This is a genomic window from Streptomyces sp. NBC_00885 (assembly GCF_045207475.1).
Taxonomy (GTDB): domain Bacteria; phylum Actinomycetota; class Actinomycetes; order Streptomycetales; family Streptomycetaceae; genus Streptomyces.
This window is the reverse complement of the sequence record NZ_CP108796.1, coordinates 4,460,446-4,475,226: the sequence shown is the minus strand read 5'-3', so window position 1 is coordinate 4,475,226 and position 14,781 is coordinate 4,460,446. Positions and strand designations below refer to the sequence as shown.

At 66.3% G+C, this 14,781-nt stretch carries 7 protein-coding genes and 2 rRNA genes; 4 read left to right on the top strand and 5 right to left on the bottom strand.

The features are described from left to right. Positions 1 to 57: 57 nt before the first annotated feature. Both OHA61_RS20295 and OHA61_RS20290 read right to left on the bottom strand, forming a co-directional pair. A 23S ribosomal RNA gene (locus OHA61_RS20295) occupies positions 58 to 3,181 on the bottom strand. A 312-nt stretch (positions 3,182 to 3,493) separates the two neighbouring features. Continuing rightward, positions 3,494 to 5,019 (bottom strand): 16S ribosomal RNA (locus tag OHA61_RS20290). Together the 16S and 23S rRNA genes form the textbook arrangement of a ribosomal RNA operon. Before the next feature lie 488 nt (positions 5,020 to 5,507). On the opposite strand from OHA61_RS20290, the gene OHA61_RS20285 reads away from it, so the two are divergent. Continuing rightward, on the top strand, positions 5,508 to 5,630 hold the full coding sequence (locus OHA61_RS20285) for a hypothetical protein (RefSeq protein ID WP_406304209.1): 123 nt from the start codon (positions 5,508 to 5,510) through the stop codon (positions 5,628 to 5,630). Between the two features lie 41 nt (positions 5,631 to 5,671). Here the strand turns inward: OHA61_RS20285 and OHA61_RS20280 are convergent, their stop codons facing one another. After that, on the bottom strand, positions 5,672 to 6,253 hold the full coding sequence (locus tag OHA61_RS20280) for a MarR family winged helix-turn-helix transcriptional regulator (RefSeq protein WP_406304208.1): 582 nt from the start codon (positions 6,251 to 6,253) through the stop codon (positions 5,672 to 5,674). 156 nt (positions 6,254 to 6,409) lie between these two features. Between OHA61_RS20280 and OHA61_RS20275 the strand changes: the two genes are divergently transcribed. Further along, positions 6,410 to 7,696: an MFS transporter gene (locus OHA61_RS20275; RefSeq protein ID WP_406307404.1), complete on the top strand. Its 1,287-nt coding sequence runs from the start codon at positions 6,410 to 6,412 to the stop codon at positions 7,694 to 7,696. On the opposite strand, the gene OHA61_RS20270 is transcribed toward OHA61_RS20275, so the two are convergent. Further along, the gene (locus OHA61_RS20270) at positions 7,693 to 9,342 is read right to left on the bottom strand and encodes a SpoIIE family protein phosphatase (RefSeq protein ID WP_406304207.1); all 1,650 of its coding nucleotides are present in this window, start codon (positions 9,340 to 9,342) and stop codon (positions 7,693 to 7,695) included. The two genes, OHA61_RS20275 and OHA61_RS20270, sit on opposite strands and share 4 nt — an antisense overlap. Before the next feature lie 107 nt (positions 9,343 to 9,449). Next, positions 9,450 to 10,925, bottom strand: a complete 1,476-nt coding sequence (locus tag OHA61_RS20265) for an NAD(P)/FAD-dependent oxidoreductase (protein WP_406304206.1) — start codon at positions 10,923 to 10,925, stop codon at positions 9,450 to 9,452. Positions 10,926 to 11,253: 328 nt separating this feature from the next. Here OHA61_RS20265 and OHA61_RS20260 point away from each other — a divergent pair, with 328 nt between their 5' ends. Together OHA61_RS20260 and OHA61_RS20255 are read left to right on the top strand one after the other, a co-directional pair. Beyond that, positions 11,254 to 12,012, top strand: a complete 759-nt coding sequence (locus tag OHA61_RS20260) for a TetR/AcrR family transcriptional regulator (protein WP_406304205.1) — start codon at positions 11,254 to 11,256, stop codon at positions 12,010 to 12,012. A gap of 203 nt (positions 12,013 to 12,215) precedes the next feature. After that, a complete protein-coding gene (locus OHA61_RS20255; RefSeq protein ID WP_406304204.1) occupies positions 12,216 to 14,276 on the top strand; it encodes a sigma-70 family RNA polymerase sigma factor in 2,061 nt (686 codons plus the stop codon). Positions 14,277 to 14,781 lie beyond the last annotated feature (505 nt).

Below are 14,781 nucleotides of genomic sequence, written 5' to 3'. Positions count from 1 at the left end.
AAAGGGGGGACTCGACAGTTCGTTACTTCAGAACTGACACAGTGGACGCGAGCAACTGAGGACAAGCCCTCGGCCTATTAGTACCAGTCAGCTCCACCCCTTGCGGGGCTTCCACATCTGGCCTATCAACCCAGTCGTCTACTGGGAGCCTTAACCCCTCAAAGGGGGTGGGAGTCCTCATCTCGAAGCAGGCTTCCCGCTTAGATGCTTTCAGCGGTTATCCTTTCCGAACGTAGCCAACCAGCCATGCCCTTGGCAGGACAACTGGCACACCAGAGGTTCGTCCGTCCCGGTCCTCTCGTACTAGGGACAGCCCTTCTCAAGACTCCTACGCGCACAGCGGATAGGGACCGAACTGTCTCACGACGTTCTAAACCCAGCTCGCGTACCGCTTTAATGGGCGAACAGCCCAACCCTTGGGACCGACTCCAGCCCCAGGATGCGACGAGCCGACATCGAGGTGCCAAACCATCCCGTCGATATGGACTCTTGGGGAAGATCAGCCTGTTATCCCCGGGGTACCTTTTATCCGTTGAGCGACGGCGCTTCCACAAGCCACCGCCGGATCACTAGTCCCGACTTTCGTCCCTGCTCGACCCGTCGGTCTCACAGTCAAGCTCCCTTGTGCACTTACACTCAACACCTGATTGCCAACCAGGCTGAGGGAACCTTTGGGCGCCTCCGTTACCCTTTGGGAGGCAACCGCCCCAGTTAAACTACCCATCAGACACTGTCCCTGATCCGGATCACGGACCCAGGTTAGACATCCAGCACGACCAGAGTGGTATTTCAACGGCGACTCCACAACCACTGGCGTGGCTGCTTCAAAGTCTCCCACCTATCCTACACAAGCCGAACCGAACACCAATATCAAACTGTAGTAAAGGTCCCGGGGTCTTTCCGTCCTGCTGCGCGAAACGAGCATCTTTACTCGTAGTGCAATTTCACCGGGCCTATGGTTGAGACAGTCGAGAAGTCGTTACGCCATTCGTGCAGGTCGGAACTTACCCGACAAGGAATTTCGCTACCTTAGGATGGTTATAGTTACCACCGCCGTTTACTGGCGCTTAAGTTCTCAGCTTCGCCACACCGAAATGTGACTAACCGGTCCCCTTAACGTTCCAGCACCGGGCAGGCGTCAGTCCGTATACATCGCCTTACGGCTTCGCACGGACCTGTGTTTTTAGTAAACAGTCGCTTCTCGCTGGTCTCTGCGGCCACCCCCAGCTCAAGGAGCAAGTCCTCTCACCAGTGATGGCCCCCCTTCTCCCGAAGTTACGGGGGCATTTTGCCGAGTTCCTTAACCATAGTTCACCCGAACGCCTCGGTATTCTCTACCTGACCACCTGAGTCGGTTTAGGGTACGGGCCGCCATGAAACTCGCTAGAGGCTTTTCTCGACAGCATAGGATCATCCACTTCACCACAATCGGCTCGGCATCAGGTCTCAGCCTTAATGTGTGACGGATTTGCCTATCACACGGCCTACACCCTTACCCCGGGACAACCACCGCCCGGGCTGGACTACCTTCCTGCGTCACCCCATCGCTTACCTACTACCACCTTGGGCCGGCGGCTCCACCACTCCCCTTCGCCCGAAGGCTCCAGGACGGCTTCACGGCCTTAGCATTAATGGGCTCGATACTGGGCGTTTCAAAGCGGGTACCGGAATATCAACCGGTTGTCCATCGACTACGCCTGTCGGCCTCGCCTTAGGTCCCGACTTACCCTGGGCAGATCAGCTTGACCCAGGAACCCTTAGTCAATCGGCGCACACGTTTCTCACGTGTGTATCGCTACTCATGCCTGCATTCTCACTCGTGTACCGTCCACCACTCGCTTACGCGGCGGCTTCACCCGGCACACGACGCTCCCCTACCCATCCCAGCGGGCGTTGGCCCTCATGCTGGAATGACACGACTTCGGCGGTACGCTTGAGCCCCGCTACATTGTCGGCGCGGAATCACTTGACCAGTGAGCTATTACGCACTCTTTCAAGGGTGGCTGCTTCTAAGCCAACCTCCTGGTTGTCTCTGCGACTCCACATCCTTTCCCACTTAGCGTACGCTTAGGGGCCTTAGTCGATGCTCTGGGCTGTTTCCCTCTCGACCATGGAGCTTATCCCCCACAGTCTCACTGCCGCGCTCTCACTTACCGGCATTCGGAGTTTGGCTAAGGTCAGTAACCCGGTAGGGCCCATCGCCTATCCAGTGCTCTACCTCCGGCAAGAAACACACGACGCTGCACCTAAATGCATTTCGGGGAGAACCAGCTATCACGGAGTTTGATTGGCCTTTCACCCCTAACCACAGGTCATCCCCCAGGTTTTCAACCCTGGTGGGTTCGGTCCTCCACGAAGTCTTACCTCCGCTTCAACCTGCCCATGGCTAGATCACTCCGCTTCGGGTCTTGAGCGCGCTACTAAACCGCCCTGTTCGGACTCGCTTTCGCTACGGCTTCCCCACACGGGTTAACCTCGCAACACACCGCAAACTCGCAGGCTCATTCTTCAAAAGGCACGCAGTCACGACGCACAGAGTAAACTCTGCGCGCGACGCTCCCACGGCTTGTAGGCACACGGTTTCAGGTACTATTTCACTCCGCTCCCGCGGTACTTTTCACCATTCCCTCACGGTACTATCCGCTATCGGTCACCAGGGAATATTTAGGCTTAACGGGTGGTCCCGCCAGATTCACACGGGATTTCTCGGGCCCCGTGCTACTTGGGTGTCTCTTAAACGAGCCGCTGATGTTTCAGCTACGGGGGTCTTACCCTCTACGCCGGACCTTTCGCATGTCCTTCGCCTACATCAACGGTTTCTGACTCGTCTCATCGCCGGCAGACGATGACAAAGAGATCCCACAACCCCGCATGCGCAACCCCTGCCGGGTATCACACGCATACGGTTTGGCCTCATCCGGTTTCGCTCGCCACTACTCCCGGAATCACGGTTGTTTTCTCTTCCTGAGGGTACTGAGATGTTTCACTTCCCCTCGTTCCCTCCACACTGCCTATGTGTTCAGCAGCGGGTGACAGCCCATGACGACTGCCGGGTTTCCCCATTCGGAAACCCCCGGATCAAAGCCTGGTTGACGGCTCCCCGGGGACTATCGTGGCCTCCCACGTCCTTCATCGGTTCCTGGTGCCAAGGCATCCACCGTGCGCCCTTAAAAACTTGGCCACAGATGCTCGCGTCCACTGTGCAGTTCTCAAGCAACGACCAGCCACCCACCACCCCACCCAACAGGGCGAGTTCACCGGGGCCGGCATCGCGAAGGTCCAGACGTTTCAGTCCGTACCCTCAGACACCCAACAGCGCGCCCGGCAGGTCTCCCGCCCCGGGCTCCGTTCCACGCTCCGAAGAGCAGTACTGGAAGACCGAGTTGGTCAGACCTGCCGAATAGTCAACGTTCCACCCATGAGCTGACCACCGTCGGACATTTGCCGACGTAGTGGCTCTGGACCCCTGCGACAGGGTCTAGATGCTCCTTAGAAAGGAGGTGATCCAGCCGCACCTTCCGGTACGGCTACCTTGTTACGACTTCGTCCCAATCGCCAGTCCCACCTTCGACAGCTCCCTCCCACAAGGGGTTGGGCCACCGGCTTCGGGTGTTACCGACTTTCGTGACGTGACGGGCGGTGTGTACAAGGCCCGGGAACGTATTCACCGCAGCAATGCTGATCTGCGATTACTAGCAACTCCGACTTCATGGGGTCGAGTTGCAGACCCCAATCCGAACTGAGACCGGCTTTTTGAGATTCGCTCCGCCTCGCGGCATCGCAGCTCTTTGTACCGGCCATTGTAGCACGTGTGCAGCCCAAGACATAAGGGGCATGATGACTTGACGTCGTCCCCACCTTCCTCCGAGTTGACCCCGGCAGTCTCCTGTGAGTCCCCATCACCCCGAAGGGCATGCTGGCAACACAGAACAAGGGTTGCGCTCGTTGCGGGACTTAACCCAACATCTCACGACACGAGCTGACGACAGCCATGCACCACCTGTATACCGACCACAAGGGGGGCACCATCTCTGATGCTTTCCGGTATATGTCAAGCCTTGGTAAGGTTCTTCGCGTTGCGTCGAATTAAGCCACATGCTCCGCTGCTTGTGCGGGCCCCCGTCAATTCCTTTGAGTTTTAGCCTTGCGGCCGTACTCCCCAGGCGGGGAACTTAATGCGTTAGCTGCGGCACCGACGACGTGGAATGTCGCCAACACCTAGTTCCCAACGTTTACGGCGTGGACTACCAGGGTATCTAATCCTGTTCGCTCCCCACGCTTTCGCTCCTCAGCGTCAGTAATGGCCCAGAGATCCGCCTTCGCCACCGGTGTTCCTCCTGATATCTGCGCATTTCACCGCTACACCAGGAATTCCGATCTCCCCTACCACACTCTAGCTAGCCCGTATCGAATGCAGACCCGGGGTTAAGCCCCGGGCTTTCACATCCGACGTGACAAGCCGCCTACGAGCTCTTTACGCCCAATAATTCCGGACAACGCTTGCGCCCTACGTATTACCGCGGCTGCTGGCACGTAGTTAGCCGGCGCTTCTTCTGCAGGTACCGTCACTTGCGCTTCTTCCCTGCTGAAAGAGGTTTACAACCCGAAGGCCGTCATCCCTCACGCGGCGTCGCTGCATCAGGCTTTCGCCCATTGTGCAATATTCCCCACTGCTGCCTCCCGTAGGAGTCTGGGCCGTGTCTCAGTCCCAGTGTGGCCGGTCGCCCTCTCAGGCCGGCTACCCGTCGTCGCCTTGGTAGGCCATCACCCCACCAACAAGCTGATAGGCCGCGGGCTCATCCTTCACCGCCGGAGCTTTCAACCCCCCAAGATGCCTCGGGAGGTGGTATCCGGTATTAGACCCCGTTTCCAGGGCTTGTCCCAGAGTGAAGGGCAGATTGCCCACGTGTTACTCACCCGTTCGCCACTAATCCACCCCGAAGGGCTTCATCGTTCGACTTGCATGTGTTAAGCACGCCGCCAGCGTTCGTCCTGAGCCAGGATCAAACTCTCCATGAATGTTTACCCGTAATCGGGTCGAACACCACAAGAGCGGGACAACCGGTCGGAATAAGACCGGTCATCCACAGCGTCCTCGCTGTGTCATTGCCTGCCCGCCACAAAAGGGCCGACAGGACTTTCAAAGGAACCTCAACCCACCGAAATGGGCCGGGGTTGTCAATCTGGCGTTGACTTTTGGCACGCTGTTGAGTTCTCAAGGAACGGACGCTTCCTTCGTACTCACCCTCACGGGCTTTCCTCCGGGCGCTTCCCTTCGGTCTTGCGTTTCCGACTCTATCAGACGCTTTCGTGTCCGATTCCCCGTCGGAGCGGGGCTCGCTTTCCGGCCTTTCGGCTTTCCGGCGATTCCGACTCTATCAGATCCTTTCGGGCCTGATTCCCGGTCGAACTCGGGTTGTCATTCCGGCCGTTGAGCCGTTCCGACGTCCAAACTCTAGCGGATTCCTCAGGCGACTCATAATCGAGTCTTCGAAATGAATTTCGGCATGCCGAAATTCATTCCCGGCTGGGAGATCGTGCTGAGTTGGGTTGCCGCGTTCGCGGCGGGAGTGGCTGTCGCAGAGCCGTTCCGGCCCCGTGACAACTCGAAGAACTTTACGGACTGGTGAAGGGTGTGTCAACTCCAGCCCTCAGGGCGCCGACCGGCGTTCTAGTCCAGGTCGGTGAGTCTGCCGCCGGCATCCGGCTGGGCGTGTTCCACCCGGCGCAGGACGCGGATCAGGAGTTCGCCCAGCACGCCCCGCTCCTCCGCGGAGAGGTCCCGGAGCAGGTCCTCCTCGAAGTCGGTGGCCATGCGCATCGCCTGCTGCCACTTCGTACGGCCCTCGTCCGTCAGCTCCACGATGACACGCACCCGGTTGTTCTCGTCGCGGTCGCGCGTGACCAGGCCCTCGGCCGCCATGCGGTCGATGCGGTGGGTCATCGCGGCCGGCGTGAGGCCGAGCCGCTTGGCGAGCTCGCCCGGGCCCATCCGGTAGGGGGAGCCCGCGAGCACCAGGGTCTTGAGGACTTCCCACTCGGCGCTGCTGATGCCGAGGTCGGCGACCTGACGGCCGTACGCGACGTTCATCCGGCGGTTGAGGCGGCCCAGGGCCGAGACGACCTTCTCGACCTGCGGGTCCAGGTCACCGAACTCGCGCTGATAGGCCGCGATCTGTTCGTCGAGGCTCGGCTCCTGGAGGGCGGGGCCGGGCGCCTCGGGGCCGGGGCCCTCTGGGGTCTCGGTTGGCATGGGCTGAAGTATCGCACGATCGAGTTGGCCTTGAAGTCCTTCGATGTGTATTGTTGAGGTTCTAACTTTAGTGTTGAAGTCTTCAGGCTTCAGCCCTTCAGCTCCAAGATGACCAGCAGGATCAAGACCTCGAGGCAGGTGAGTGTGACCAGGGCGATGGGCGCTGCGATGCGCCGGATTCAGACGGGGAACGCGCTGAGCGCGTTCGGACTCGGCTTCACCGTTCCGTATCTCTACGTCTATGTGGCGCAGGTGCGGGATCTGGGCGCGACGACGGCGGGGGTCGTCCTCGCGGTCTTTGCGATGGCCGCGCTCGTCGCCCTGCCCTTCACCGGGCGTGTCATCGACCGGCGCGGGCCACTGCCCGTGCTGATCGGGGCCGCGGTGCTCGCCTCCGTGGGTGCGGCGTCCATGGGGCTGTCGGCGAACGTGCCGACCGTCGTCCTGTCAGCCGCGCTGCTCGGCGCCGGTACCGCCGTGATGCAGCCCGCCCTCGCCACGATGATCGTCTGGTGCTCGGACAGCTCCACCCGTACGCGTGCCTTCGCCATGCAGTTCTTTCTGCAGAACCTGGGGCTCGGCATCGGCGGGCTGATCGGCGGGCACATCGTCGACGAGAGCCGTCCGGGCAGCTTCACCCTGCTGTTCGGCATCGAGGCCGTGATGTTCCTGGTGCTGGCGGGGATCGTGCTCACCGTGCGGCTGCCGCGCTCGCTCGCGCTCCAGGAGGCGCGGCCGGCGAACACCGAGGCCAAGGCCAGGGGCGGGATGCGTGCGGTCTTCGGGCACCGGGCCATGGTGCAGCTGTGCGTGCTCGGGTTCGTCCTCTTCTTCGCCTGCTACGGACAGTTCGAGTCGGGTCTTGCCGCGTACGGCACCGAGGCAGCCGGGATTCAGCCCGCGACCCTGGGGACGGCACTTGCCGCCAATACCGCGGTGATCGTGGTCGCGCAGTTCGTGGTGCTGAAGTTCGTCGAGCGCCGCAGCCGTACCCGGGTGATCGCGGCCGTCGGGCTGATCTGGGCCGTCGCATGGGTCACCGCGGGGTACGCGGGCCTCGGGCACGGCAGCCAGGCGATGGCGACGGCCGCGTTCATCTCGGCGTACGGCATGTTCGGGCTCGGTGAGGCGATGCTGTCGCCGACCGTCGCGCCGCTGGTCGCCGACCTGGCGCCGGAGGCGATGGTCGGGCAGTACAACTCCGCATTCGCCCTGGTCAAGCAGCTCGCACTGGCGGTCGGTCCGGCCGTCGGCGGGCCGATGGGAGCCGCGCTGCACGGTCCGTACATCGTGACCTTCGTGCTGTTCTCGCTCGGTATCAGCGTGCTGGCGCTGCGGCTGGGCAGGCAGCTGACCCCCGTACAGGACAAGCCGTCTCTTGTGTCGAGGTCGCTGGTCGTGGCCCAGCACAAGCCTTCCGCGCAGCTCGAAGCCGCCGCCTAAGCAGGCAGGGCGAACTCGCACCACACCGCTTTGCCGCCGCCCGGAGTGCGGCGGCTCCCCCATGACGAGGCGATCGTCGCGACGATGGAAATCCCGCGGCCCGCCTCGTCCTCCGTTTCCGCGCGGCGGCGGCGCGGGAGGTGATCGTCGCCGTCCGTCACCTCGATGATCAGGCGGCGGTCGGTGCGGCGGAGTCTGAGGCGCATTGGCGGGGTGCCGTGCTGGAGGGAGTTGGCGACCAGTTCGCTGGCGGCCAGCACGCCCAGGTCGTGCAGCTCGGGCGAGAAACGCCAGGAAGCCAGGACTCCGGAAGCGAAGGCACGCGCGCGTGGGGCCGCTTCTACGCCGCCGAGCAGTTCGAGGGCGGCGTTGTGGAACAGCTCGGCCGACGCGCCCGTACGCGTGGGGTGCTGGACGACCAGTACGGCCACGTCGTCGTCGTGTTCCGCGGTCACTCCCAGGGAACGGATCAGCCGGTCGCAGACCACCTGGGGGGCGCCGGTCGCCCCGGACAGCGCGCGCTCCAGCGCGGCCACGCCCTCGTCGATGTCCTCGCCGCGCCGCTCGATCAGACCGTCCGTGTAGAGAACCGCGCTGGAGCCGGGCGGCAGGGCGATGGTGCCCGAGGTGTGGAGCCAGCCGCCTGTGCCGAGCGGGGGGCCGGTCGGGTCCTCGGCGCGGCGGACCGTGCCGTCCTCGTCCCGCACGAGGATCGGGAGGTGGCCGGCCGATGCGTAGACGAGCCGGCCTTCGTTCGGGTCGTGGACGGCGTAGACGCAGGTGGCGATCTGGCTGGCGTCGATCTCGGAGGCCAGGCCGTCGAGCAGCTGGAGCACCTCGTGCGGCGGAAGGTCGAGGCGGGCATAGGCCCGAACGGCGGTGCGGAGCTGGCCCATGACGGCGGCCGCGCGCACACCGCGGCCCATGACATCGCCGATGACGAGCGCGGTGCGTCCGGCGCCGAGCGTGATGACGTCGTACCAGTCGCCGCCGACCGCGGCGTCCGTGCCGCCCGGTTGGTATGTGGCGGCGATACGCAGATCGTCGGGCTGCTCCAACTCCTGCGGGAGCAGGGAGCGCTGGAGGGTGACGGCCGTCTCGCGGTGGCGGCGCTCGCTGGCGCGCAGCCGCTCGGCGGCCTCCGCGTGGTCGGTCACGTCGGCGGCGAAGACGAGGACGCCGCCGCCGTCCTTGGGGCTCTCGGCGGGCAGGCAGGTGACGGTGTACGAGCCGCCTCCGCGCACCTTGCGGGACTTGACCGTGCGCGGCTTGCCGCTGCGCAGCACCTGGTCCATCAGCGGCAGCAGGCCGAGTTCGTCGAGTTCGGGGCAGGCGTCGGCCGCCGCGGCACCCGTACGGCGGGGGCCGAAGGCTGCGGCATAGGCGTCGTTGACATACGCGACGCGGTGCTCGGGGCCGTGAACGAGGACGACCAGGGCGGGGAGAGGGCCGAGGATCTCCCGTACGGAGAAGTCGTCGAGCGCGGGGACGTCGGGCAGGGTCTCCGGCTGCTGTTCAAACTCGCCGCGGGCCGCGGGCACGGAGCCTTCCCCTCGGTGGGCGGGGGAGATCCCGTGGTCGGTCCTCCGCGCTGCGACGCGACGCTGCGTACCGGGGAGCCTTGCGCTCCAACGCGTGAAGTTCACTGACTTTCTAGCCTCAATGGTTGTCGCCAAGGGTCACTCTGTGCAGGTGTGAGCCCACCTATGGTCACACGTCCAGTGTGACCGACCGGACTGACAGTCCTCGTTGTCTACTTCCCGCCGGGGCCTTCGCCCGGTCGCTTGTGCGGTCCGCTGTCGGGACCGCTGTGCGGCGCGTGTTTCGACGGGGTGTCAGGGCCGTGCCCCGGGCGTCTGCCGCCCGCGGCGAGTTCGAATTCCGCGCGCGGGTGCTCCAGCGAGCCGAGGGAGACGATCTCTCGCTTGAAGAGCCCGGCGAGGGTCCACTCGGCGAGCACACGGGCCTTGCGGTTGAAGGTGGGCACACGGCTGAGGTGGTAGGTACGGTGCATCAGCCAGGCCGGATAGCCCTTGAGCTTACGGCCGTAGATGTGCGCGACGCCCCGGTGGAGGCCGAGCGATGCGACGGATCCGACGTACTTGTGGGCGTACTCCTTGAGGGGTTCGCCGCGCAGCGACGCCACCATGTTCTCGGCGAGGACCTTGGACTGGCGCACGGCGTGCTGCGCGTTGGGCGCGGTCTCCTTGCCGGGTTCGTCGGAGGTGACGTCGGGGACGGCCGCCGCGTCGCCGGCCGCCCAGGCGTGCTCGACGCCGACGACGGTGAGCTGGGCGGTGCACTTGAGGCGGCCGCGTTCGTTGAGGGGCAGATCGGTCGCGGCGAGGAGCGGCGCCGGCTTGACGCCCGCGGTCCACACGACGGTGCGGGTGGGGAAGCGGCTGCCGTCGCTGAGGACCACTACGCGGTCCTCGCAGGAGTCCAGGCGTGTTTCGAGACGTACGTCGATATTGCGCGAACGCAGCTCGCGGATGGCGTACTTGCCCATCTCCTCACCGACCTCGGGGAGGATGCGGTCGCTGGCCTCGACGAGGATCCACCTCAGGTCGTCGGCCTTGACGTTGTGGTAGTACCGCGCGGTGTAGCGGGCCATGTCCTCCAGCTCGCCGAGTGCCTCGACGCCCGCGAAGCCCCCGCCGACGAAGACGAAGGTGAGTGCGGCGTCGCGGATCGCGGGATCGCGGGTGGAGGAGGCGATGTCCATCTGCTCGATGACGTGGTTGCGCAGGCCGATCGCTTCCTCGACGGTCTTGAAGCCGATGCCGTACTCGGCGAGACCGGGGATGGGCAGGGCCCGGGAGATCGATCCGGGCGCGATGACGAGTTCGTCGTACGTGATCTCCACGGCACCGGTGCGCTCTTCGGCGGTCGCGAGGGTGGTGACCGTCGCCGTGCGCTTGGCGTGGTCGACGGCCCTGGCCTCACCGATGAGGATCTTGCACTTGTCGAGCACCCGCCGCAGGGGGACGACGACATGCCGGGGGGAGATGGCACCGGCCGCCGCTTCCGGGAGAAAGGGCTGGTACGTCATGTACGGATCAGGCGTGATCACGGTGATCTCCACCTCGCCCCGCGCGAGCTCCTGTTTCAGCTTCTGCTGGAGCCGCAGTGCCGTGTACATCCCGACGTAGCCGCCGCCGATGACGAGAATGCGCGTTCCCGGCGGGGGGCCGGGGGTCGTCCCCCGGGAGTTAGAGGCCTTCACCATCCCATGACGCAACGGCCTCAGGCGTTTGTCCACAGCCCCGGCAAATTGTGTGACCGGAGGCTTTGCGCCACTGCGCGCGGGAGCGGAGCCGTATGGCGGGGAAGGTGCGCAGGTCAGGGCATACGAGGGGGGTGGCGCGAGGGGGCGTAATAGGGAATGTTCCGGTCCTTGCTCCGATCGGGGGGCGCTCCGTGCGGAACTACCCCCTTCTGAATTGACCCTGGCTCAACTATGTTCGTACCTCGTCGGGGTGCCCGGACTAGGCACGTGCCCGGCAGACAGGGCGGGGAGGTCTCCGGGGGGAGACATCATGACCGGGGGAACATGTATGACCATTCAGGATTCGCATTGGCAGGCCGCTGTCGCGCCGGGTTCGGCGGTTGACGGGAACGGACGGGCGGGATCGGGCGGGGCCGGCCGCTCCGCGCCGCTGCGCGTGGACGCGCAGCGCAATCTCGAGCATGTACTGCGCGCCGCGCGCGAGGTGTTCGGCGAGCTGGGGTACGGCGCGCCGATGGAGGACGTGGCCCGTCGCGCCAGGGTCGGCGTCGGGACGGTGTACCGCCGCTTCCCGAGCAAGGACGTGCTGGTGCGCCGGATCGCCGAGGAGGAGACCTCCCGGCTGACCGAGCAGGCGCGCACGGCGCTGGGGCAGGAGGAGGAGCCCTGGTCGGCGCTCTCCCGTTTCCTGCGTACGTCGGTGGCTTCGGGCGCGGGACGGCTGCTGCCGCCGCAGGTGCTGCGGGTGGGCGTGGAGTCGGAGGATTCGCCGGCTGTCGTACAGGACGAGGCGCGGGTGCCACAGCAGCGGGTCGGCGCACAGCCCGAACTGCGGGTGGTCGGACCGCGTCCCGTGCCGGTGGAGGAGCAGGACGACGCGGGCGCGGAGGAACTGCTGGAGGTCGTGGGGCAACTGGTCGACCGGGCGCGCGGAGCGGGCGAGCTGCGCGACGATGTGACCGTCGCGGACGTGCTGCTCGTGATAGCCACCCCCGCGCCCTCTCTGCCGGATGCGGCACAGCAGGCGGCGGCTTCGGCCCGTCTCCTCGACATCCTGCTGGAGGGTCTGCGGCCCCGCTCCGCCTGAGCGCGCTTCGGCCTGAATTCGCGGCACCAACTGACTTCTGGGCAGGGCCGTTTCAGTCTTCCCCGAACGAGTGACGAATAGGGCTCGGTTTCGGGAAGTCGCCCCGGACGAGTGGTTGCCGTGCACAAGGGCTGGATGAGCGGCCGCTCTGTGGCACCCTTGCCCGGTATTCGGGTCTGCTGGTGCTTACGGGGGCGTCCGCGATGAGCGGTGAGGGTCGGGACAAGTCGCTCGGCGGCGCGGGCGGCGCGGAGGCAGACGGACTGCCCTCGCGACAGGTACCGAGCCAGGGCGGGCCCGGTGGGTCGTCCGGTGCGACCGGACCTTCGGATTCCGCCGGTGTGTCGGGTCCCGCCGGGGTGTCCGGTCCCGTCGGCCCGTCCGGGACCGGTGCGAGTGGTTCGGGGGGCAACGCTTCGGGTGGTGCGGACGAGCATGCCGTGCCGCCACAGCGCGAGGCCTCCGGTCGCGAATCCCCTCCGTCGCCGCGTGAGCTGCCCACGTCCGACGCCGCGTTGATCCGGCGCATGCGCAACGGCGACGACAGCGCGTACGAGGAGCTGTTCCGTCGCCACTCGGACTCGGTGCGCCGCTATGCCCGCACCTGCTGCCGGGACGCGCACACCGCCGACGACCTGACCGCCGAGGTGTTCGCGCGGACGCTGCAGGCGGTGCGGGGAGGCGCGGGACCCGAGCAGGCTGTACGTGCCTATCTGCTCACCACGGTGAGGCGGGTCGCCGCCGCCTGGACGAAGACAGCGAAGCGGGAACAACTGGTCGAGGACTTCGCGGTGTTCGCCGCGGAGGCCGTCCGCAGCACGGGCGCCGCGAACGTCGGCACCCTCGATCCGGGCGCCGACGTCCGGGCGATGCACGAGGCGGAGCAGTCACTGGCCATGCGGGCCTTCCGCTCCCTGCCCGAGCGCTGGCAGGCCGTGCTCTGGCACACCACCGTCGAGGAGGAATCGCCGAGCGAGGTCGCGCCGCTGTTCGGGCTGACCGCCAACGCCACGGCAGTACTGGCAAGCCGGGCCCGCGAGGGCCTCAGGCAGGCCTACTTGCAAGCCCATGTGAGCACCGCGCTCACCTCCGGCGGTGATTGCGCGCGGTACGCCGACCGGCTGGGCGCGTATGCCCGCGGGGGCCTGCGGATGCGGGCCGAACTCGGTCTGCGGGGACACCTGGAGGAGTGCGCCAAGTGCCGACTCGCCGCGGGTGAGCTGGCGCATGTCAACGCCGGGATTCCGGCGCTGCTGCCGGTCGCGGTCATCGGCTGGTTCGCCGCCGGGTACTCCCTCAAGGCCGTCGGGATCGTGGCCGGCGGAGCCGCGGGCGCGGCAGGGGCGGGTGCGAGTGCGGTCGCCGCGGCCACAGGCAGTACGTCGGGTACTTCCGGGGGCACGGTCGGTGGTGCCGCGGTGTCGGAGGGACTGGGTGCCCCGGCGAAGGCCGGGATCGCTGCGGCGCTGGCCGTCGCGGCGGCCGCCGGACTGGTGTGGGGAATGTCGGGCGACGACCCCAGGCTCGCGCCTAAGGCCGGGGCCGAGCCGGGCGTCTCGGTGCCCGTCGTACCGCAGAAGCCCGAGCCGTCACCGAAGCCCGAGCCTCCGGCGCCACCCGCGGCGCAGCCCGCTCCGCCGCCGGGCAGTCCCGCGCAGCAGCCAACTCCGCCGCCCACGCCGCCGCCCGGGCCCGGGACGACGCCGATGGACACACCGCCCAGGCCCGTCCCGCCCCTCCCGCCGGACCCGTCTGCCCCGCCCGCCCCCGGTCCGACGAAGCCGAATCCGACACCGACAACACCGACAACACCGCCGCCCGCGCCGGCCCCGAAGATCTACCAGGTCAACCGGCTCAAGTACGACGTGTTCGGCGACCACACCCGGCCCGAGGTGCGCCTCGGTGCGAGCAGTTGGCTCTGGCAGCGCTCGGGCTTGTCGATCGACGGCAAGCGGTACGGCCACGGGGTGACCGTGCACGCCAGGTCGTCAGTGACGATCGACCTCAACCGCCGGTGCACCGCCTACGACGCGTTCGTCGGCGTCGACGATCTGACGCTGGGCATGGGCGCGGTGCGCTTCTCCGTGTACGGCGACGGGGGGCGGCTGTGGCGCTCGCCGGTGATCCGCGGCGGGCAGGCGGCGGTGCCGGTGCATGTGTCGCTCGCTGGGCTGAAGACCATCCGGCTGGTCGTGGAGCCGCATTCGGCGCTCGACTCGGCGGCGCTCGGCGACTGGGCCCAGGCACGGATCAGCTGCGGCTGACGGACCCGGCGTGGTCGTCCCGGGCCGCGTCGTGCGCAACGGCACGGGCATTGCGGTCCGGGGTTCCTTCCCCCACCCCGCCCCTTTCCGAAGCTGGGGCAGGCCCCAAGCCCCCACGGGGGAGGGAAATTTGGGGGTTTGCGCCCCCACACCCCAAGGGCGCCCGCTTCGCGGCGCAGGCGTCGCCCGGTCGCGGGGAGGGTGGCGGCTGACGCCCCACCCCTGCGGCGGCTTCGGGGCGCCGGGGGTGTTCCCCACCCCGCCCCTTCCCGAAACTGGGGACGGGCCCCTTGGCCCTCGATCGGTGGGGGGCTGAAGCCTCAGACCCCAAGCGCCGGGTAAGGGGGCCGCGGAGCGGGTGGAGTTGGGACGTAGAGCGTGATTGGGGCGCGGGGACGCCCGCACCCCTCGGTACGGCTGAGACGCGCCGTAAATCATGCAGTCCCGGCTCTACTCCGGAGCGGACCCAGGCGCCCACCCCGCGGCACCGGGCAACCCCAGGCGC